At 53.9% G+C, this 24,099-nt stretch carries 6 protein-coding genes; all 6 read left to right on the top strand.

Annotated elements, in window-relative coordinates; all coding sequences use genetic code 11:
• The first annotated feature begins 15 nt into the window (after positions 1–15).
• The 6 genes from ectB (at position 16) to F0220_RS26345 (ending at position 24,047) form a co-directional block, all read left to right on the top strand.
• Entirely contained in the window at positions 16–1,299 is a 1,284-nt protein-coding gene (ectB, locus tag F0220_RS26370; protein ID WP_105601988.1) for a diaminobutyrate--2-oxoglutarate transaminase, read from the top strand.
• A 299-nt stretch (positions 1,300–1,598) separates the two neighbouring features.
• The gene (locus F0220_RS26365; RefSeq protein ID WP_146117133.1) at positions 1,599–1,853 is read left to right on the top strand and encodes a hypothetical protein; all 255 of its coding nucleotides are present in this window, start codon (positions 1,599–1,601) and stop codon (positions 1,851–1,853) included.
• Positions 1,854–2,016: 163 nt separating this feature from the next.
• Complete coding sequence (locus F0220_RS26360; RefSeq protein ID WP_105602010.1) at positions 2,017–17,022, top strand: non-ribosomal peptide synthetase; 15,006 nt, start codon at positions 2,017–2,019, stop codon at positions 17,020–17,022.
• A 167-nt stretch (positions 17,023–17,189) separates the two neighbouring features.
• Positions 17,190–20,501, top strand: a complete 3,312-nt coding sequence (locus tag F0220_RS26355; protein ID WP_105601987.1) for a non-ribosomal peptide synthetase — start codon at positions 17,190–17,192, stop codon at positions 20,499–20,501.
• Positions 20,491–22,317: an ABC transporter ATP-binding protein gene (locus F0220_RS26350; protein WP_105601985.1), complete on the top strand. Its 1,827-nt coding sequence runs from the start codon at positions 20,491–20,493 to the stop codon at positions 22,315–22,317. Before F0220_RS26355 ends, F0220_RS26350 begins: the two co-directional genes overlap by 11 nt.
• The gene (locus F0220_RS26345; RefSeq protein ID WP_105601984.1) at positions 22,314–24,047 is read left to right on the top strand and encodes an ABC transporter ATP-binding protein; all 1,734 of its coding nucleotides are present in this window, start codon (positions 22,314–22,316) and stop codon (positions 24,045–24,047) included. Before F0220_RS26350 ends, F0220_RS26345 begins: the two co-directional genes overlap by 4 nt.
• Positions 24,048–24,099 lie beyond the last annotated feature (52 nt).

The raw sequence follows: 24,099 nt of genomic DNA, 5'->3' as shown, positions 1-24,099 counted from the left end.
TGGAGGATGAAGTGAGTGAGCATTTTTGAAAAGCTGGAATCCAATGTAAGATCTTACTGCAGAAGCTTTCCGGTGGTATTCGACCGGGCCAAGGGAGACCTTTTATATTCTGAGGACGGAAGAGCATATATTGATTTCTTTGCAGGTGCCGGGGCGCTCAATTACGGCCATAACAACGATTATATTAAAGACCGGGTTCTCGATTACTTGACCTCCGACCGGATTATGCACGGTCTGGATATGTATACAATGGCCAAGCGTGAATTCATCCAGAGCTTCTCTGAGCGGATCCTGGAGCCGAAGAAGCTGAATTACAAGCTTCAATTCTGCGGTCCAACAGGGACGAATGCGGTGGAAGCGGCCCTGAAGCTCGCACGCAAGGCGAAGAAGAGAAGTGGAATATTCGCATTCATGGGTGGCTTCCACGGCATGTCGCTCGGCAGTCTGTCGGCGACAAGCTCCAAGTCCATGAGAGAAGGGGCGGGGCTTCCTCTGGACGGAGTTACGTTCATGCCGCACCCAAGCGGGGCTTTCGCAGAAATGGATACGCTCGGCTATATCGAGAATATCCTGACTGATTCGCACTCCGGAATCGACAAGCCGGCCGCGATCCTGCTTGAAACGGTACAAGCCGAAGGCGGAATTCACGTTGTCGACGCGCAGTGGCTACGCGAGTTGCAGCAACTTTGCCGCAGGCACGATATTCTGCTCATTACAGACGAGATTCAAGTAGGGTGCGGCCGGACAGGCGAATTCTTCTCCTTCGAACGTGCGGGGATCGAGCCGGATCTCATTACCCTATCGAAGTCGATCAGCGGGTACGGCCTGCCAATGTCCCTGCTGCTGCTGAAGCCCGAACTGGATATCTGGACGCCGGGCGAGCACAACGGCACCTTCCGCGGCAACCAGCTGGCTTTTGTGGCCGCGAAGGCTGCTCTCGAGTACCGGGACAGAACCGAACTGGAAGCTCAGGTGAAACAGAAGGAAGAGTATGTGCGCTCGTTCCTTGATCAAGAAATCAAGCCTCTGCATCCGTCCATCGCCATCCGCGGACTCGGCCTGATCTGGGGCATCGACGTCTCGGGGTTCATGGATGAAGCCGGGGCGAAGCGGGTGACGGATATCAGCTTCGAGAACGGGCTCATCTTAGAAAGAGCCGGCAGAGGAGACTGTGTACTGAAGATCATGCCTCCGCTGACCGTCTCGATGGAGCATCTGACCGCCGGCTGCGCCATTATCAAGTCCAGTATGCAGCAGGTGATCTCTCAGGAGACCAAGGATATGTTAGTAACGACCTAAGCTTGGCCAAGCCGATGGGCCGCCCCCGGCAAGAGGCATGAAAGTGCCTTCCGGAGGGCGTGCGGACTTGATGTTAAGGTAGCGCTTTCGCTTTCTCCTCATGCTACCTGCGGTGACGTCAATCCGCATGGAATTCTCCGGCAATCCAAGGGCAGTACCGTTCGTGCCATACGGAGCATTCCTTGAGTCTCATGCAGTACCCTCGTTAAATTTAATCGTCAGGAAAAGCTCACTACCCCGCAGTCGAATCTTACTTATCCACACCAGGGCTGTGGGGGAATAAGCAAATAGTACATAGAGTGTATCAATACCCCTTAAACATAGGCTTCGTCGAAGGCAGCTCGGGTGCCAAATCAGGAGGTACGGTCGACTTCCTGCTGGGCGGCTGGAGAACCCTGCGGCAAGCCTTACATCGACAGGAGGAACATTCCTTGTCGTCTATCCCCAAATCCAATTCCGAATCCCATGTTAAACCAAATCCCGTCTTCGGGTGGCTCGTCCGCAGCAATCTTATTGAAGCAGAGGAGTCAAAAGTAACCGCATCTCTTGCGTAGAACGATGCTTGTTGTTGTCCTTTATGCATGGCAGCCGAGCGGGACAGCTGGTAGGCAGAGGATTGCCGCATGCGATCAACCGGGCAATTGAAGCGGTGATATTGCGCAAGCCATTGATGTTGTTGTCAGATGTTTGAAAAGGAGGGGAGCGTTGCTTCGGCATATGCTCTGCCGGATTGCTTTTACCGATGAAGAGAGGGGAACGATCCAGATGGCTTTTGAAAAAGAAACGTTGTTTTGGAACGAAAAATTCGGTAGTGACGAATATACCTTGACGCGGCTGCCTTACAGCAAAGCTCCAAACTCCCTGGTGCCCAATGTGAAAACCGTTGGCGGTTCGCTTTCGGAGGAAGCGGCGCAGCGCGTCCTTCAAATGAGCAAGGGTGCTCCGCTGGCTGCTTTTATGATTTTGCTCGCCGGTGTTCAGGCACTCTTGCATAAATATACTGGAGCTTCAGACATTCTGGTCGGCATGCCGGTTGTGCCGAAAAAGGGGGAGACGCGTCGATCCGTTAATCATACGGTCATTTTGAAAAACTCCCTTTCGGTGGGAGCAACTTTTAAAACGCTTCTGAGCGAACTGAGGACTTCCTTGCCGGAAGCCATTCAGCATCAACATATTCCGTTCTTGAAAATGACGGAGAAGCTGGATCTGCAATATGCAGAAGGGATACCCTTTGTCCATACGCTAGTATCCCTTAAGGAGCTGCATCTGGACGAAATTGGGCAAAACGTGGTCACAGACTGTTCCTTTGAATTTAGTTTAGCCGGCGGGACGATACAGCTAGCGCTGTCATATAACGAGCACTTATATGACTCCGAGTTCATGACTCGGGTCGTCGGCCATCTGAATCGCCTGCTGTCCGTGGGGCTTCATGAGCTGGAGCTGAACATCGTGCGAGCGGACATGCTGTCGGAGGACGAAAAATTTAAATTACTACAAAGCTTTAACGATACCGAGAAGGACTATCCTCGTGATCGGACGATTCATCAGCTTGTGGAGGAGCAAGCGAAGCGTGTGCCCGAGGCGACGGCGGTTTTCTTTGAGGGGCAGCGTCTTTCATACGCAGAGTTGAACGAACGGGCGAACCAGCTGGCGCGTACGCTACGATCGGTCGGCGTGCTGCCCAATCAGTTGGTAGGCCTGATGGTCAGGAGATCGCTGGAGACGGTCATTGGCATTCTGGCGGTTCTGAAAGCTGGCGGTGCCTACGTGCCGATCGACCCGGAGTACCCGGAAGAGCGTATCCGCTACATTCTTGAGAACTCAAACGCGCAGCTGCTGCTGACTCAAAGAGAGCTGTTAAAGCAAGTCCCGTTCGAAGGGACCGTATTGGCGCTAGATGACAAGCAATTCTATAGCGACGATGGTTCCAACCTGGAGGAGGCCAGCGGTCCAAACGATCTTGCTTATGTCATTTATACGTCAGGTACAACGGGCAAACCCAAAGGGGTCATGCTGGAGCATCGTGGTTTGGTCAGCTTGAAGCTGATGTTCGCAGACAGGCTGGGCATCACGGAGCAAGACCGGATCGTTCAATTTGCGAGCTTGTCCTTCGACGCATCCTGCTGGGAGGTTTTCAAAGCACTCTATTTTGGCGCGACTTTGTACATCCCGACGGCCGAGACAATTCTCGACACTCGTCTGTTCGAGAGCTATATGAACGAGCATGCGATTACGGCGGCGATTCTGCCCCCGACGTACAGCGCTCATTTGAACCCGGACCGTCTTCCCAGCTTAACAAAGCTTGTAACGGGAGGTTCGGCGGTATCGGCCGAATTCGTGCAGCAGTGGAAAGCGAAGGTCCATTATTTCAATGCTTACGGCCCTACCGAAGCTTCGATTGTTACGACGCTTTGGGATGCGGATGAGCAGCAGCCGGAACGCAGAGTCATTCCGATTGGGCGCCCGCTGGCTAATCATCAAATTTTTATTTTGGATGCCCACCTGCAACTTGTGCCTCCGGGAGTGGACGGCGAGCTATGCGTGGCAGGTGTGGGGCTTGCGAGAGGTTACCTGAACCAACCGGAGCTGACGGCAGAGAAGTTCGTTGAACATCCGTTTGCGCCGGGAGAACGCCTTTACCGGACAGGAGATCTCGCCCGCTGGCTGCCGGACGGAAATATGGAGTACTTGGGCCGGATCGACCATCAGGTGAAAATCCGTGGATTCCGAATCGAAGTCGGCGAGATTGAAGAGCAGCTTCTGAAGATCGATTCGGTGCAGGAGACGATTGTAATCGCGCGGGAAGGCAAAAGCGGGCAAGAACTGTGCGCTTACCTGGTCGCGAGTCTCCCTCTTACGCTTGGCGAGCTGAGAAGCGCGCTGGCGCAAAAATTGCCGAATTACATGATTCCGGCGCATTTTGTTCAGCTTCCGCGGATGCCGCTCACGCCGAACGACAAAATCGATCGTAAGGCTTTGCCTGCCCCGGAAGGAAACGCACTGACCGGCGGCGCGTACGTAGCTCCCCGCAATGAAACTGAGCGAACGCTTGCTGATGTGTGGCAGGCGGTATTGAACGCCGATCGTGTTGGGGTAACGGATCATTTCTTTGAGTTGGGCGGAGACTCGATCAAGTCCATTCAAGTATCTTCGCGGCTTCATCAAGCCGGGTACAAGCTGGAAATCCGGGATTTGTTCAAATATCCGACGATTTCACAGCTCAGCCTGTATGTGAAACCGATCAGACGTACCATCGATCAAGGCGAAATAACGGGTGAAACGGCGTTGACGCCGATTCAGCATTGGTTTTTTGAGAGTTCATTTGCGGACCCTCATCATTTCAACCAGTCGGTGATGTTTTACCGGAAGGAACGCTTCAACGAAGAGACAGTGTATAAGGTGCTTCAAAAGCTGGTCGATCATCATGACGCCTTGCGCATGGTGTTCTGTAAGACGGAACAAGGGTTTAGTGCGTTAACCCGAGCGATTCAGGATGGTGGGCTGTTCACGCTGGACGTGTTCGACTTTAAGGATGCGGAGAATCCCACGCAGGCTGTGGAAGCGAAGGCAACGGACATTCAAGCAGGCATCGATCTGGAGAACGGGCCCCTCATGAAGGCGGGACTGTTCCAGTGCGAGGATGGAGATCATTTGCTGCTCGCGGTTCATCATGCCGTGGTAGACGGCGTGTCTTGGCGCATTTTGATGGAGGATTTCGCTTTAGGTTACGAGCAGACTGGCAAAAGCGAGGAAATTCGTTTCCCGGCGAAAACAGATGCGTACCGCACTTGGTCCGAGCAGCTGGCTGCTTACGCGCAAAGCCCGGAGATGGCAAAGGAACGGGCCTATTGGCAGGCCGTGGAACAAATGGAGGTTCTGGCCGTGCCAAAGGATATGGAGGCGGACGTTACGACGCAGCAGGACAGCGAATCGCTGTTTGTCCGTTTGACTCCCGAAGAAACGGAACTGCTACTGAAGCGGGTTCACCGTGCCTACAACACCGAAATGAATGATATTTTCGTAACGGCACTCGGAATAGCCTTGCGCAAATGGACAGGGCACGAACGGGTGCGGATCAATCTCGAAGGACACGGACGTGAATCGATCGGAACGGATATCGACATCACGCGTACAGTTGGCTGGTTTACGACCATGTTTCCAGTCGTCCTGGAGCCGGAAACCGACCGAAATTTGGCATATCAGATTAAACAGGTCAAGGAAAACTTGCGCCGTATTCCGAACAAGGGGCTAGGGTACGGTATATGCCGTTATCTCTCAAAATCGGAGGATGGCTTGGTTTGGGGCGCAGAGCCGGAAATAAATTTTAACTACCTCGGCCAGTTCGACGATGATGTCAACCAGGACGAGATCGGCATATCTTCTTATTCCAGCGGCAGCCCGGCTAGCGACCGGCAGGCCCGCAGCTTTGTGCTGGATATCAACGGTATGGTGCTGGACGGCGCTTTATCGCTCGATCTCAGCTACAGCCGGAAGCAGTATCGCAAGGAAACGATGGAAGCCCTCGCTCAGCGGCTTGAGCAAAGTCTCCGAGACCTCATTATCCACTGTGCAGGCAAAGAAACCACTGAATTGACGCCGAGCGACGTGCAATTCAAAGGCTTGACCATTGCAGAATTGGAGCACATCGCCCAGCGCTCGGGCCATCTCGGGGAAATCGAAAATATTTACTCACTTACGCCGATGCAGAAGGGTATGTGGTTCCACAGCGCGCTTGACCGGCAAACGGCAGCTTATTTTGAACAGACGCGGTTTACGATGCGGGGAGCACTCGACGTCCAGCTTTTTGAGAGGAGTTGGATGGAACTTGCGAAACGTCATCTGGTGCTGCGGGCGAATTTTGTGAAAGGACCGGCGGGCGAGCCGCTGCAAATCATATACCGCGACAAGCCAGTCGGTTTTGAATATGAAGAGCTGCTTCATTTGCAGGTGGACGAAAAACAAGCTTACTTGGATAAAAAGGCCGAGGAGGACAAGCTTCGCGGCTTCGATATGGAACATGACGCGCTCGTTCGGTTCACGATCCTGCGCACCGAAGAGCAAAACTATCATGTACTGTGGAGTTTCCAACATATTTTGATGGATGGCTGGTGCCTGGCTCAGCTGACGCAGGAGCTGTTTGAGGCATACTCGGCCTTGGCATCCGGCGAGCAGTCAGCGGGAGATAAAGGATCGGATTATGGCGCCTATATCGAATGGTTGGAGAGACAGGACGATCAGGCGGCATCAGCCTATTGGATGGCATTCCTGGCAGGTTATGAAGGGCAAACTGTAATCCCGGGACAAAAGGAACTGGCACCCAACGGCAGATTTACGGCTGATCACGTCACCGCCGAGCTGGGAAAGGACTTGAGCGAGCGGATGGACCGGGTGGCGAAACAGCGCCTGGTTACGGTCAATACACTGCTGCAAGCTATTTGGGGCGTGATGCTGCAAAAATATAACGGAACAAACGATGCCGTATTCGGCAGCGTCGTAGCCGGAAGACCGGCGGAAATTCCGGGCATTGAGTCCATGATCGGGCTGTTCATCAATACGGTGCCGGTCCGGGTAACGAGCGAAGCGGACACCGTGTTCGCCGACCTGATGGCGAAGCTTCAAGAGCGGGCGCTGGAGTCCGGGCGTTATGATTACTATCCGCTGTATGAAATTCAGGCCCGCAGCGTGCAAAAGCAGAACCTGATCAACCATATCATCGCTTTTGAAAACTATCCGGTGGACGAGCAGATGGAGCAGGCGGGGGACCAGCAGCACGGCGACCTGACGATTGCTGATGTTCAGATGGAGGAGCAGACAAACTATAACTTCAACGTGACTGTGGTGCCGGGAGCCGAGATCGAAATTCGATTCGACTTTAACGCCGAAGTGTTTGATAAAGATAGCATTGAGCGGCTCAAGGGGCATCTCGTTCATTTGCTGGAGCAGGTGGCGGATAACCCGGAGATTACCGTGGGCGAGCTGGAACTTGTGACGGAGTCGGAAAAAGCTGACATTCTCAGACGTTTTAACAACACCACCACGGAATTTCCGCGCGGGAAAACGCTCATTCAATTGTTCGAAGAGCAGGTGGAGCGCATCCCGAATGCAGCTGCCATCTCCTTGAATGGGCAAGAACTGACCTACCGCGAGCTGAACGAACGCGTTAACCGCCTTGCTCGTACTTTGCGTAGCCACGGGATATCCAAAGACCGTCTGGTCGCCATTATGGCTGAGCGTTCCATCGAAATGGTGGTGGGAATGCTGGCGGCACACAAAGCCGGTTCGGCTTACGTACCGATTGACCCGGAATATCCCGAGGAGCGTATCCGTTTCTTGATCGAGGATTCGGGTGCGCAGGTCATGCTGACGCAAAGTCGATTGCGCGAGCGCCTGGCGGGTTCTTACTCCGTGATTTTACTGGATGAGGAGTCCTTCTATCATGAGGACCGCACAAATCTAAATCAGGGCAACGAAGCGACAGATCTGGCTTGCATCATCTATACGTCAGGCACGACGGGCAAGCCCAAAGGCAACCTTGTTTCACACCGCAATATCGTGCGGATCGTGCGAAATACGAATTATATCGACATCACTGAGCGGGATCATGTCCTCCAGCTTTCGAGCTATTCGTTCGACGGAGCGATTTTTGATATTTTCGGCGCTTTGACCAACGGGGCACGGCTGGTGCTGGTTCCCCACGAGACTTTGCTGGAGATCGGCCAGCTGGCGGATCTCATCAAGCTCGAGCGAATTTCGGTCATGCTGATTACGACGGCTTTCTTCAACGTCCTTGTGGATGTGAACGTCGACTGCCTGCGGGATGTCCGGGCGATTTTGTTCGGAGGAGAGCGCGTGTCGGTCGGCCATGTGCGTAAAGCGCTCGCTCATATCGGATCGGGCAGGCTCAACCACCTGTACGGCCCATCGGAAAGCACGGTTTATACCACGTACCTTCCAGTCGACTTTGTCGATGAGTTCGCGGTTACCGTACCCATCGGACGGCCGATCAGCAATACGACGGTGTATATCGTCGACAGCCAGAATAAACTTCTGCCGATCGGCGTAGCCGGGGAGCTTTGCGTCGGCGGAGAAGGGTTGGTACGGGGCTACAATAACCGACCGGAGCTGACGGCGGAGAAATTTGTGGACCATCCGTTTGTGCCGGGAGAGCGCATGTACCGGACAGGGGATTTGGCGAAATGGCTACCGGACGGCACGATTGAATACGTGGGGCGTACGGATGACCAAGTAAAAATCCGCGGCTTCCGTATTGAGTTGGGCGAGATCGAAGCTCAGCTTCAGAAAGTGGAGGGAATTCGGAAAACGACGGTATTCGCACGAGAAAACGCCTCCAGCGAGAAGCAACTTTGCGCCTATTATGAAGCGGACCGTGAGCTTCCGGCGGCCGAGCTGAAGAGCGTTCTTTCCCAGGAACTTCCTGCCTATATGATCCCGGCGTACCTGATCCAGTTGGAACGGCTTCCACTGACAACGAACGGCAAGGTTGACCGCCGCTCCCTCCCGGCACCTGAGGAGAGCTTGCAACCGGGCGAAGGACATACTCTGCCTCGGACTCCGTTGGAAGCCAGCTTGGCTGAAATATGGAAAAGCGTGCTTGGATTGGAGCACATCGGGGTTCATGACAACTTCTTTGACTTGGGTGGCCATTCCTTGCGGGCAACGACACTGGTGAGCAAGGTGCATCAGGAATTGAACGTCGAACTGCCTCTGCGCGACGTATTCCGCTACTCAACGATCGAAGAGATGGCTCTCGCCCTCTCCCGGATTGAAGAGCAGTCGTTCTCGTCGATTCCGCTGGCAGACGAAAGAGCGTATTATCCACTTTCCTCAGCTCAGAAGCGGCTGTTTATCCTGAATCAGCTGGAAGGAGCCGATCAGAGCTACAACATGCCGGGTGTGCTGCTGCTCGAAGGATCGATTGACCATAGCTTGCTGGAGAAAGCTTTCTGCGGACTGATCAAACGACATGAAACGTTGCGAACCGGATTTGAGATCGTACAAGGCGAAGCGGTACAGCGTATTTACGAGGGCGTTGATTTTGCCGTCGTGTGTCGACATGCGAACGATGAAGAAGCGTCTGCAGTCGTGCAGGCATTTATCCGGCCTTTCGACTTGGCGAAGCCACCATTGCTGCGTGCCGAACTCGTAGAGCTGGCAACCGAACGTTATTTACTGATGTTTGACATGCACCATATCATCTCCGACGGGGGTTCGATGGACGTATTCGTTGAGGAACTCGTTCGTTTGTACGGCGGCGAGTCATTAGAGCCTTTGCACATTCAGTACAAGGACTATGCGGTATGGCAGCAATCGGACGAGCAAAAAGTGCAATTGAAACGCGAGGAAGCTTACTGGCTGGACCGTTACCGGGGCGAGTTGCCGGTTCTGGAAATGCCAACGGACTATCCGCGTCCTGCTGTACAGAGCTATGAGGGACATACACTGACATCCTTCGTGGACGAGGCAACGAACGAAGGCTTAAAACAGCTGGCCGCTCAAAGAGGAACGACGCTATATATGGTGTTGCTTGCCGCATATACCGTGCTTTTGCATAAATACACAGGTCAGGATGATTTGATCGTTGGAACGTCGATTGCAGGCAGAACGCACGGCGACATGCAGCCTTTGATCGGAATGTTCGTCAACACGCTGGCGATCCGCAATTATCCGGCTTCGGAGAAGGCCTTCCTGTCATATTTGGAAGAAGTGAAAGAAACGACATTAGGCGCTTACGAGCATCAGAATTATCCGTTCGAAGAACTCGTCGATAAAGTGCAGGTTAGCCGGGATTTGAGTCGCAACCCGCTGTTTGACACGATGTTCTCCCTGCAAAACCTGGAGGAGTCAGAGTTTGAGCTGGAAGGCCTAAAATTGTCCCCGTACTCTAGCGAATATGGTATGGCCAAGTTCGACCTGAGTGTGGATGTTACGGAAGAAAATGGCGGACTGGAGTGCAACTTTGAATTTGCAACGGCTCTTTATAAAGAAAGCACGATCCGGCGGCTGTCGATTCATTTTGGACATTTGCTTGCGGCGATCGTAAGCCATCCGAATGCAAAGATCGCTGAGCTGAACATGTTGACGGAAGATGAAAAAGAGAAAATTCTCGGCGCGTTTCACCCGGCGCAATCGGAAGTGGCTCCTGTGGCAGCGTTCCACCGACTGTTCGAGGAACAGGCGGAACGCACACCGGAAGCGGAGGCCATCGTATACGAGAACGATCGGCTGACGTATGCGGAGCTGAACGAGGGGGCCAATCGATTGGCGGCAACGCTGCGCGCAAGTGGAATCGGCCGGGAGGAGATTGTTGGCATTCTCGCCGAGCGCTCGGTGGACCTGCTGGTGGCTGTGCTGGCCGTCTGGAAAGCGGGAGGGGCGTATGTACCGCTGGACCCGGATTATCCGGCAGACCGGGTGCGGTTCATGCTTGAAGACAGCCGAGCGAAGGTGCTGCTGACGCAAACGCCGCTGCGAGAGCGTGCTGAAGCCTGGCTCAGCGAAGAGGAACTTGCACTGGCGACGGTGCTGTATCTCGACGACGAAACGTCATACAGCAAAGACCGGGAGAATGCACCGCTTGGCTCCAGCGTGGTTTCCGGTAAAGTCTCCGGCGAGCTGTCGGGTGCTGTGAACGACGGAGATGAGAGCCATTCGAAGGTTGTGGGCATGGACAGCTGCTATGAAGCCTGTCCGGAGGACTTGGCGTACGTGATCTATACGTCGGGAACGACGGGTAAGCCAAAGGGTGTAATGATCGAGCACCGCAGCCTGGTAAACACGGCAGCGGGCTACCGACGGGAATACCGGTTGGATCAGTTCCCGGTAAGGCTGCTGCAGCTCGCCAGCTTTTCGTTTGACGTGTTCGTGGGCGACATTGCGCGGACGTTATACAACGGCGGTACCATGGTCATTGTACCGAAGGACGATCGGATCGATCCGTCTCGTCTGCACTACTGGATAGAGCGGGAGCAAGTGACGATCTTTGAATCAACGCCGGCACTGATCGTGCCGTTCATGGAGCATGTGCATGAGCAGGGGCTAGAGTTAAGCGGTATGGAGCTGTTGATTACAAGCTCAGACAGTTGCAGTGTGGCGGAATACCGAACCTTACAGGAACGGTTTGGTTCGTCGTTCCGCATTATTAACGCCTACGGTGTGACGGAAGCGGCAATTGACTCCAGTTTCTATGACGAGGAGTTGGCGAAACTGCCGCAGACAGGTCATGTGCCGATTGGCAAAGCGTGGCTGAATGCGAAGTTTTACATCGTGGATGCGCACCTGAACCCGGTGCCGGTCGGGGTGCTGGGGGAGCTGGTCATCGGCGGCGTTGGCGTAGCACGTGGGTACTTGAACCGTCCGGAGCTGACGCAAGAGAAGTTCGTAGATAGTCCGTATGTCGCGGGCGAGCGGCTGTACCGCACAGGAGACTTGGCGCGGTGGATGGAGGACGGAAACGTGGACTTCATCGGTCGGATCGACAACCAGGCAAAAATCCGGGGTTACCGGATCGAGACGGGTGAGATCGAGTCGCAACTGCTACGGGTGAAAGGTGTGCGCGAAGCGGTGGTGCTGGTTCGAAGTGATGCGAACGGGCAGAAGGCGCTGTGTGCGTATTATACGCCGGAGACCGGCGGCGCGGAGCTGTTAGTGAACGATCTGCGCAGTGCGCTGGCGCAGGAGCTGCCAGGTTACATGATCCCGTCGTACTTCGTACAGCTGGAGCGTCTGCCTCTGACACCGAACGGGAAAATAGACCGGAAGGCGCTGCCAGCGCCGGAAGGAGAAGCGGGAAGTGGAACGCAGTACGTCGCACCGCGCAATGAGCTGGAAATGAAGCTGGTGGTGATTTGGCAGGAAGTGCTTGGGCTTACGAAGGAGATTGGTGTTCACGACAACTTCTTCGACATCGGTGGCCACTCCTTGCGCGCGACAACGTTGGTCAGCAAGATTCATAAAGACTTGAACGTGGATCTGCCACTGCGCGATGTGTTCCGCCATTCCACGATCGAGAGCATGGCTGCCGCCATTTATCGGCTGGATCAGCAGACATTCGTTGCCATTCCAGTGGCGGATGGCCGAGAGGTGTACCCGCAATCTTTTGCTCAAAAACGTCTCTTTATCTTGAATCAGCTGGAAGGTGCGGAGCTTAGCTACAACATGCCGGAAGCGATGCTGCTGGAGGGTGCTTTGGACCGGGCAAGGTTCGCAGAAACGTTCCGCAAGCTCGTGGCGCGGCATGAAATGTTGCGCACCGGGTTCGAAATGGTGGATGGCGAAGCATCACAGCGGGTTTACCAGGACGTGAATTTTGCGGTGGAGTTCTATCAAGTGGATGAGCAAGAGGTCGAAGCGGTGGTTCACGGTTTCGTCCGTCCGTTTGACTTGGCTAAGCCACCGCTGTTGAGAGTAGGCCTTGTTGAGCTGGCTCCGGAACGCCATATTCTGATGTACGACATGCATCATATTATTTCTGACGGCGTTTCGATGGAAATCTTTGTTGAAGAATTCGTGCGTTTGTATGGTGGAGAGCAATTGGAGCCGCTACGCATTCAGTACAAAGACTACACCGTTTGGCAGCATTCGCAGGAGCAGCAGGAACGGCTTCAGCATCAGGGGGCGTATTGGCTGGACATGTTCCAGGGCGAGCTTCCGGTGCTGGAAATGCCGACTGACTATCCACGTCCGGCTGTACAGAGCTATGAAGGTCAAACGCTGGAGTTTTTCTTCGACGCTTCAAAAACCGACGGCCTGAAACAGCTGGCTTCGGAAACGGGCACGACATTATTTATGGTTCTGCTTGCGGCGTATAACGTGCTTTTGCACAAATATTCAGGTCAGGAAGACGTGATCGTTGGAACGCCGATTGCCGGAAGGAATCATGGAGATGTGCAGCCGTTGATCGGGATTTTCCTAAACACGTTGGCGATCCGCAGTTATCCGGCTTCGGAGAAAACATTCCTGTCATACCTGAACGAAGTCAAAGAAACAACTCTGCACGCCTTTGAGCATCAAAACTATCCGTTTGAACAATTGGTGGACAAGGTGCAAGTCACCCGTGATTTAAGCCGTAATCCACTCTTCGACACGATGTTTACGATGCAAAATACGGAGAATGAGCAATTTGAGCTGGAAGGGCTTCGCCTGATTCCTTATCCGAGCGTACTGGATACTGCGAAGTTTGATATCAGCTTGGATGTGGGCGAGGAGAACGGCGGGTTGGATTACAGCTTCGAATATGCAACGGCTCTTTATAAAAGGGAGACGATTGAACGGCTGGCAAAACATTACGAGCAGTTGCTCGTGACAATTGTAAACCGTCCAGATGCGAAGATTGCCGAGCTGAACTTGCTGACAGCAGAGGAAAAAGAACAAGTTCTCAGTGCGTTTAATCCAGCGCGGCTAGAACCGGCTCCTGTGGCGGCGTTCCACCGGTTGTTCGAGGAACAGGCGGAACGCACACCGGAAACGGAAGCCGTCGTGTATGAAAATAACCGCCTAACGTATGTGGAGCTGAACGAGCGAGCGAACCGCTTGGCGGCTACGCTGCGCACAAGCGGCATCGGCAGGGAGTCCATCGTTGGCATTCTCGCTGAGCGTTCGGTCGATTTGCTGGTGGCTGTACTAGCCGTATGGAAAACGGGCGGGGCCTATGTACCGCTCGACCCGGATTATCCAGCAGAGCGGGTGCGATTTATGCTCGAAGACAGCGGAGCGAAGGTACTGCTGACACAAACACTGCTGCGAGAGCGTGCCGAAGCCTGGCTCGGCGAAGAGGAAATAGCACTGGAGACGGTGCTGTATCTCGATGACGAAACATCATACAGCGAAGATCGGGTAAATGCCCCGATGGACTTCGGCCAAGGCTCCAGCAGTGCTCCCAATCCAGTCAACGGCAAGCTAACGGGGGCTGTGAACGGTGGTGGAGAGAATCATCCAAATGATGTTGATGTTGTCGGTATGGACAGGTTCCATGAAGCTCTTCCTGAGGATCTAGCGTATGTGATCTACACGTCAGGGACAACAGGCAAGCCGAAGGGCGTGATGATCGAGCATCGCAGCCTGGTGAACACGGCAGCGGGCTACCGACGGGAATACCGGTTGGATCAGTTCCCGGTGCGCCTGCTGCAACTCGCCAGCTTCTCGTTTGACGTGTTTGTGGGCGATATTGCTCGCACATTGTACAATGGCGGCACGATGGTGATTGTACCGAAGGACGATCGGATCGATCCGTCTCGTCTGCACTACTGGTTAGAGCGGGAGCAAGTGACGATCTTTGAATCAACGCCGGCACTGATCGTGCCGTTCATGGAGCATGTGCATGAGCAGGGGCTAGAGTTAAGCGGTATGGAGCTGTTGATTACAAGCTCAGACAGTTGCAGTGTGGCGGAATACCGAACCTTACAGGAACGGTTTGGTTCGTCGTTCCGCATTATTAACGCCTACGGTGTGACGGAAGCGGCAATTGACTCCAGTTTCTATGACGAGGAGTTGGAGAAGCTGCCGCAAACAGGCCATGTGCCGATTGGCAAAGCGTGGTTAAATGCGAAATTCTACATCGTGGATGCGCACCTGAACCCGGTACCAGTCGGTGTGCTGGGCGAGCTAGTCATCGGCGGCGTTGGCGTAGCACGTGGGTACTTGAACCGTCCAGAGCTGACGGAAGAGAAGTTTGTAGACAGCCCTTTCACCGCGGGTGAGCGGTTGTATCGCACGGGAGATTTGGCACGGTGGATGGAGGACGGCAACGTGGACTTCATCGGCAGGATCGACAACCAGGCAAAAATCCGGGGTTACCGGATCGAGACGGGTGAGATCGAGTCACAGCTGCTGCGGATGGTAGGTGTACGCGAAGCGGTGGTGTTGGTTCGAAGTGACGCGAACGGGCAGAAGGCGCTGTGTGCGTATTACACGCCGGATATCGGTGCGGAGCTGTTAGTGAACGATCTGCGCAGTGCGCTGGCGCAGGATCTGCCGGGGTACATGATCCCGTCGTACTTCGTGGAGATGGAGCATCTGCCTCTGACACCGAACGGGAAAATAGACCGGAAGGCGCTGCCAGCCCCGGGAGGGGAAATGGGAAGTGGAACGGAGTATGTCGCACCGCGCAATGAACTGGAAACGAAGCTGACGGTGATTTGGCAGGAGGTGCTGGGGCTTACGAAGGAGATTGGCGTTTACGACAACTTCTTCGACATCGGCGGCCACTCTCTGCGAGCGACGACGCTGGCAGGCAAGGTATTTAAGGAATTAAACGTCAACCTCCCGCTACGCGACGTATTCCGTCACTCGACGATTGCGGCGATGGCCGAGGCGATTGCCCGGATGGAACGGCGGGAGCATGAGTCCATTCCTCAAGCGGAGCAGAGAGAGTACTACCCTCTGTCATCCGCGCAGAAACGGCTGTTCATTCAGCATACGCTGGATGGAGCGGATCAGCTTTACAACATGCCGGAACTGGTGCAGGTTGAAGGCAAGTTTGATTTAGACCGCTTGGAAGCCGCATTGCGGAAACTGATAACAAGGCATGAATCGCTGCGTACCGGTTTTGAAATGGTGAAGGGCGAAGCGGTTCAGCGGATTTACCCGCAGGTCGATTTTGCTATTGAGCATCATCAAGCGGATCCAGAGGATGCAGCTCAAGTCGAGCAGATTGTCCGCAACTTCGTTCGTCCGTTTGATCTCGGCAAGCCGCCGCTGCTGCGCGCCGGAGTCATCGAACTGGAGCCGAACCGGTATATTCTCCTTTTCGATATGCACCATATTGTGTCGGACGGTGTATCGATGGCGATTGTAATGGATGAGTTCTCGAGTTTATACGCCGGGGAAGAACTGCCGCCACTACGCATTCAATATAAGGATTATGCCGTTTGGCAGCAGTCGGAGGTTCACCGAGAGCGGATCGCGCGGCAGGAAGCGTACTGGCTGCAAACCTTCGAAGGCGATCTGCCGACGGGGGATCTGCCGATGGACTACGAACGTTCTACAGTTCGCAACTACGAAGGCGCGCATCTGGATTTCGACGTCGAAGCTTCTCTCTCTGTGCGGCTGCGTGAATTGGCGGCCGAGCGTGAAAGCACGCTGTACATGGTACTGCTTGCGGCATATACTGTGCTGCTGTCCAAGTACAGCGGGCAGGAAGACTTAATTGTGGGCACCCCGGTGGCAGGAAGAACTAACGCTGATTTGGAGCCGGTCATCGGCATGTTCGTTAATACACTGGCGCTCCGCAATCGCCCGTCGGGCAACAAAACGTTCCTGTCCTACCTGGAAGAAGTCAAGGAAACGGCTCTGGGAGCTTTTGAGAATCAGGATTATCCATTCGAAGAGCTCGTGGAGCGTTTGAATGTGAAGCGGGAGCCGGGCCGCTTCCCACTGTTCGATGCCGTTTTCGACTTGCAAAATATCGAAGAACGAGACGCCGAACTCGAAGGGGTCAGCCTGAAGAATTACGAGCTTGACCATTTGGAGGAAGCGAAGTTTGATCTGACGCTGTTTATGTATGAAAACGAAGGGGCGCTGAGCGGGGGCTTTTTCTACGCCACCAAGCTGTTCAAAGAAACGATGATCCGCACCTTAACCGAGGATTACCTGCGGATACTTTCTCAAATTGCGGAAAATCCACAACTTGAGCTAAGTCGGATTGAATGTCATAAACCGGCGGCAGGCGCAAAGAGTGCCGTCGATACGATCGAATTCGCGTTCTAATATTACAAGTGCGCCTCCGCCGTCAAGCGAAAGTGGTGCGCATCCCATGAAAGACAGCGAACAACTTGCAAGTCCGTAAATCAAGCCCGTAAACGCGCAGGCCGAAAGCAAGTTTTTTCGGATCTGCGCCGGGGCACACGGTCACTTCATTTTTAGGGGAGGTACGAATGAAATCTTTATTTGAAAAGGAAGAACGGTACTGGAGCAGCAAATTTGACAACGATGACAGCCTGAGCTTCCTTCCCTACAGTCAATCCTCCAAATTATCTGCGGGTGGCGAAGCTGCGGCAGAGCTGGGCTTGCTTCACCGTACCCTGCCGAGTGAGCTCTCGGAGAGAATTATTCGCCTCGCCAATGGTTCGGATCTGGCTTTGTACATGATTGTTTTGGCAGGAGTAAAAAGCCTGCTGTTCAAATATACCGGGCAGGATCAAGTACTGGTCGGCATGCCTTCTTATAGCGGGAACCCGGACGTGACTCAGCCGCCGCATGACATCCTGGTGATCAAAACGCCCGTAAGTAACCAGACTACGCTGAAAACGCTGCTCGGGGACATCAAAGCCTCCATCGGCGAGGCGCTGGAGCATCAGCATCTGCCTTTTCGGAAAATGGTGGAGCCGCTCCATCTGGACTATACAGGGGAAGGCGTTCCAGTCGTCAACACTGTTGCATCCTTCGCCCCGATTCATCCTGAACCGCTGGGTAACCGGGTGGCGGCCGATACGGTTTTTCGATTCGACCGCCAAAACGACTCTATCGAGCTGGAAATAAGCTTTGACGGGAATCGATACGAGCGGGCATTTGTGGAACAGGCGGCCGACCACCTTGTTCGGTTTCTGTCCATGCTTGTATTTCAGCCGGATTTGGAGCTTGGACAAGCCGATGTGCTTTCCCCGGACGAGAGGGAGACGTTGCTGAATCGATTTAATGATACCGAAACCGGGTTTGAGCGGGGGAAAACGATTCACGGTTTGTTTGAAGAACAGGTGGAGCTTTACCCGGACAATGTGGCTGTTGTCATGAACGAACGGCAGCTGACCTACCGCGAGCTTAACGAGCGATCCAACCGTCTTGCGCGCAAGCTGAGGGAGACGGGAGTTGAAGCGGACCAGCTAGTAGCGATTCTGGCCGAACGCTCACTCAATATGGTTGTCGGCATACTGGCGATTCTCAAATCGGGCGGAGCCTACGTGCCTGTCGATCCCGACTACCCGGAGGAGCGCATCCGCTTCATGATCGAGGATTCGGGTGCGCCGTTATTGCTGATTCAAAAGCATTTGCATGAGAAGACCGACTTCGCAGGAACGCGCCTTGAAATAGATGATTTCGTTTGGGGAGGAGACAGTGGGGCGGACTCGGAAGGTGCGCTGGACGCTTCGAATCTGGAGCCAATTTCCGGGTCGGGGAACCTGGCATATGTCATCTACACGTCGGGAACGACCGGCAAACCCAAAGGCACGTTGATCGAGCATAAAAACGTTGTGCGTCTTTTGTTCAACGACAAGAACTTGTTCGACTTCGGGCGGTTCGACACGTGGACGCTGTTCCACTCGTTCTGCTTCGATTTCTCCGTCTGGGAAATGTACGGAGCGCTGCTTTATGGAGGCAAGCTGGTCATCGTACCGCCGCTCACGGCGAAAAATCCGGCCGATTTCCTGGCGCTGCTGGGCCGCGAACAGGTCACGATTTTGAACCAGACGCCAACGTACTTTTATCAGCTGCTGCGTAAGGTCTTGGCGGATCATCCATACGATCTGCGGATTCGCAACGTCATTTTTGGCGGCGAAGCGCTCAGTCCACTTTTACTCAAGGGTTTCAAGACGAAGTACCCGGAGACAAAGCTGATCAATATGTACGGCATTACCGAAACGACGGTTCACGTGACGTATAAAGAAATTACGTGGGTCGAAATGGAGGCGGCGAAGAGTAATATCGGCAAGCCGATCCCAACGCTGAGGGTTTACGTCCTGGATGAAAACCACCGCCCTGTGCCGATTGGCGTAGCGGGCGAAATGTACGTGGCCGGGGAAGGGCTCGCGAGAGGATACCTGAACCGTCCGGATCTGACGGCGGAGAAGTTCGTTAATTCCCCGTTTGCGGAGGGGGAAAAACTGTATCGTTCTGGCGACTTGGCGACCTGGCTACCGGACGGCAACATCGAATACCTGGGCCGAATCGACCACCAGGTCAAAGTCCGCGGGTATCGGATCGAGCTGGACGAAATCGAGACGCAGCTTCTGAACGCCCGGGGCGTGGAAGAAGCGGTGGTACTCGCCCGGGACGACGCGAACGGCCATAAGCAACTTGTTGCTTATTACGTTGCGGAAACAAAGCTGGCGGCGAATGAACTCAAGGAGCAGCTCGCCAAGCAGCTTCCGGGGTATATGATTCCTGCGCATCTTGTGCAGCTTTCGCAGATGCCGCTGACCGCGAACGGAAAAATCGACCGCAAAGCGCTGCCAGTGCCGGAGGAAGCTGCGGCCAGAGGAACGAAATATGTTGCGCCGAGAACGCTGCTCGAGATGAAGATCGTCCGTGTCTGGCAGGATACACTTGGCATTCCACAGGTCGGCGTAAAGGATAACTTTTTTGAGCTGGGCGGCAATTCCTTAAGTCTGATGAGGCTTGTTCAAGCCGTTTACGATGAAACGGGCATTGAGATACCGCTGAATCGCCAATTCCATAGTGTAACCGTTGAAGCCATGGCTTTTGGAGAGCAGGATCTGGGTCTGGATAAAGGGGGAGACTCCTTCATTAAGCTGAATAAAACAGGGGATCTAAACGTGTTCTGCTTCCCTCCAGGCAGCGGCTTCGGCATTGGTTACCGAGAGCTTGCAAGCAGGCTGGACGGCCGATTCGTGCTTTATGGCATTGATTTTATCGATGATGTCATCGATTACGAGGCCATGCTGAACCGTTATGTGGATGAGATTGTTCGCATCCAGCCTGAAGGACCTTACGTGCTGCTGGGCTACTGCTTCGGAGGCAACCTGACGTTTGAGGTAGCCAAAACGATGGAAAGAAGAGGGTATTCCGTAACGGACGTGCTCATGGTGGACTCATGGATTAAGGACACACTCACGCCTTATGAAACGTTTGAGAAAGAGCTTGAAGAAATGCTTGCGGATTTCGACGAAGAAGAGAAGGAATTAATGAGCAATCCGCTCGTGCGGGAGCGTGTTCATCGAAAGATCAAAGTTACATTGACGTACGAAGCGCAGCTTATTAATTCAGGAACGATAACTGCCCGGATTTACGAACTGATTGCGAAGGACAGCGAAGCGTTCCGCCTGGAGCACCAGTTGCCGTCCTGGCAGAGGGCAACGACGCAAGCTTACGCCGATTACCGGCTGGAGGGCGCACACGAGGAGTTACTGGAACTCGCGCGCGTGGACGAAACGGCCGTTGTCATCCGTGACATCTTAGTGCAAATTAAGCGGCAGATCGAAGCGGAGGCCGGGGTCCTGCATGGGAACTGACCGGCAGACGTTTGTTCAAGAACAAGGCACAGCTGCGCCTTCCAAGCGTCGAACCGCATATGCCACCTGGAAAGCGTTCCGCTGGCTGATGTCCTATGTAAGCCGTCACAAAGGATGGATGATCGTCGGTATCCTGTCCGCAATTGCCGCCGCGGTTATTGAGATATGGACGGGACGTTTGGTCGAGCAGCTGACCACACAGGCCGAGAATGGGGCGGGGCCAATCGTTCTGCAAATCGTATACACGGTCTTTGTGGTCATCTTGATCGGTGTGCCAGCGAAGTTTTTCATGAGCTTTGGTGTGGAGCGAAGCAGTGCCTCTGCGGTGCAGGATATCCGCAACCATGTCATGCGTCATATCGGCAAACTTCCGGTCCCCTATTTGGAAAAACAACACTCCGGCGACGTGTTGTCGCGGATCAACAACGATCTGCAGCTCATCCAGCAATTTATGATTCGGGACCTCGCTCAGTGGTTTTATCATCCGTTATTGTTTATCGGCTGTTTCGCTTATTTGATGTATCTCCAATGGGAGCTGATGCTGTACAGCCTGCTGTTATTTCCCGTAGCACTGCTGGTTTCCCAATGGATCGGCAAGCAGTTGGAACAGTTGACGGAGGAAGCCCAGGCGAACATGGGCCGAATGAACGTCAACCTCCAGGATACGCTTGGAGGGATGCCTATTGTAAAAAGCTACCTATTATCCGGTATGTTATCTCGCTCCTACCAAGTGCTGCTGCAATTGACGGCTCAAAAAAAGCTAGCCGTGAAAAAGCGGGAAGCTTGGGTCAACCCGCTGCTTTCTACGCTGATGATCAGCCCGATTATTTTCGCCGTCAGTTACGGTAGCTATTTGATCTACAACGGGCAGCTAGGCGCGGGAGAACTGATTGCCTTCCTGTACTTGCTTAATCTATGTCTGGAGCCGCTGGAGCATATTCCCGAGCTCATTACGCGCACGTTCGAAATGAGCGGTGCCCTGAGAAGGGTCTCCGAAATCGTCGAGCAGCCGACCGAAACGGAAAATGGCCGTTTGCTTCCAAAAGCAAACGCCGCCCCCATCCAGTTTCAGAACGTAACCTTCGGGTATGAAGAGAGTTCCCCGATTCTGCGGAATGTTAGCTTCTCGGTGCCGGAAGGCAAGACGATTGCGCTTGTCGGAGCGAGCGGGGGAGGGAAGAGTACGGTGTTTAAGCTGGTATGCGGCTTTTATCTGCTTCCGGAGGATCAGGGCGAGATCCGCGTGTTTGGAAGCCTGATCCACGGTGCAGATCCGGAGCAGCTTCGGTCGCATTTTTCCGTGGTAACCCAAGATTCATATTTGTTTAGCGGTACAATCGCCGAAAATATCGGCTATGGGCGGGAAGAAGCGTCGATGGACGAGATTATCGAAGCCGCCAAAGCCGCTCAGGCTCATTCTTTCATTATGCAGCTTGAGGGTGGCTACCAGACGTATGTCGGAGAGCGCGGCGGCTTTTTGTCCGGTGGGCAACGCCAGCGCATTGCAATGGCCCGGGCTTTTCTGAAAGATGCTCCCGTTCTGCTGCTGGACGAGCCCACATCGGCTCTTGATCCGAAGTCGGAAAGCGCGGTTCAGGAAGCGCTGGGCGTATTGATGAAGCAGAAAACAACCATGGTTATTGCCCACCGGCTTTCTACGGTACAAAACGCCGATGAAATCTGGGTTATGGAACAAGGAAATATTGTCGAAAAGGGCACTCATGAACAATTGCTCGAGAGGAAGGGACTGTACGCCCAGTCGTACTACCAGGAATTTACCGAGTCTGCCGAACGCAGGGAGGTGTCGTACACATGAAAAAAGGCGGAAGGCTCTCGCAAGTGAAAGAACTTGGCTACTTGCTGACGTTTATGAACCGCAAGCGCAAAACCCAGTACGCGATTGGCCTTGCTGTAACGGCGCTCACCCAGACATTGTTTCTGATCGCCTTCAGCTTGGTCGTACATAACTTGGTTGATTTCGCCGTGTCCCGAGATACGTCCCTGATGGTGGAAGCCTTTATTATTTTGGGCGCGGCCTTGTTCCTGGAAAATATAATTTCTCCCTGGTTCATTTACTTATACCAGCGCAGTGTCGAGCTGACTGTGCTGAATATCCGCAAACGTCTTTATGACAAGCTGTGCCGGGTGCGGCCGAGATTCCTGGAGCAGACGCACCATGGGGACTTGCTGTCGCGGGTGAATAACGACGTAACGACCGTTGAGTTTACTTTCTCGCAGGTTTACTTCGTTTTGCTGCTTCAAGTTGTCTTTTGCATCGGCTCCATTGTCTCCATGGTGGTGATCGATTGGCGGTTTGCTGGCGTATCCTTCGTCATTCTGCTGCTGTCCTCTCTGGTCAGCCTGAAATTTGCACGGGATATCCGCGCTTTGTCCGAACAAGGCTTGCAAACGCTCGGTAAAATGACCGAAAAATTCAAAGATTTTATGGGCGGCATTCAAATTGTGAAGCTGTTCCGCATCCGCACGATTTACGGCCAGTACGAGGCGTTGAACGAACAAATGACGCAAACGCTTCGGCAAACGGCGAAAAAGAACGGTATGCAGGCTGCGGTGAACCATTTTATCAGCTACGTCACGTTCTGCGGCATCATCGTCATCGGCAGTCTTCTTTATGCCTACGGAATGATGGGAATGGGAAGCGTCGCCGCTCTGGCAGTTTTGCAAGTGAATCTGACGCACGCCTTGTTGAACTTGGGGATGGTTCTGTCGATGACCCAAAATTCGCTCGCGGGTGCTCACCGGATTCAAGAGGTACTAGGCGAGGAAGAGGAACCGGAGCGTCTGGGATCTTCTCGTAGCGAGCTTGTATCGGAGGCTGCGGTGGAGTTTCGCGATGTGGAATTTTCCTATCAGGCGGATAAAAAGGTACTTGTGGACATGTCCATGCAGGTGTTTCCTGGTCAGGTTGCTGCGATCGTAGGAGCAAGCGGCAGCGGCAAAAGTACACTGATCAAGCTGTTGCTCGGCTTTTATCCTGTGGATAGCGGAGATATCCTGCTCCAGGGAAAACCGTTCGGCCATTTTACGCTGGACGAAATCCGCAGGCAGATTGCATATGTTCCGCAGGAGCCGTTTTTGTTTACCGGCACGATTGAGGAAAACATCCGCTATGGAAACCCGGGTGCAACGGATGAAGAAGTGGTTGAAGCGGCCAAAGCGGCGTACGCTCACCATTTCATTCAGGAACTTCCTGAACAGTATAAAACGCCGGTGGGAGAGAGGGGAGCGTCGTTGTCAGGCGGACAAAGGCAGCGAATTGCGATCGCCCGGGCGATTCTCAAAAATGCTCCGATTCTCCTGCTGGACGAAGCGACTTCTGCATTGGATAACGAATCCCAGCATTGGGTACAGCAAGCTCTGAACGTATTGATGAAGGGACGCACCACCATTTTGATTGCGCATCGTCTCAGCACTGTGGAACATGCGGATTTGATTACGGTCATGAATCAAGGAACGGTCGTGGAACGGGGCCGCCATCAGGACCTGCTGGCGCTCGGAGGTTATTACGCGCGGCTGTACGGCTAGACTTCAGCGGGCGGTTTCCTGCTGATATTCAGGTATAAAGCCTATCTACAAA

Origin of the sequence: Paenibacillus sp. 37 (assembly GCF_008386395.1) — a bacterium.
Taxonomy (GTDB): domain Bacteria; phylum Bacillota; class Bacilli; order Paenibacillales; family Paenibacillaceae; genus Paenibacillus; species Paenibacillus amylolyticus_B.
Note: the sequence above shows the minus strand (reverse complement) of the source record. Positions and strands in the feature narration are given on the sequence as shown.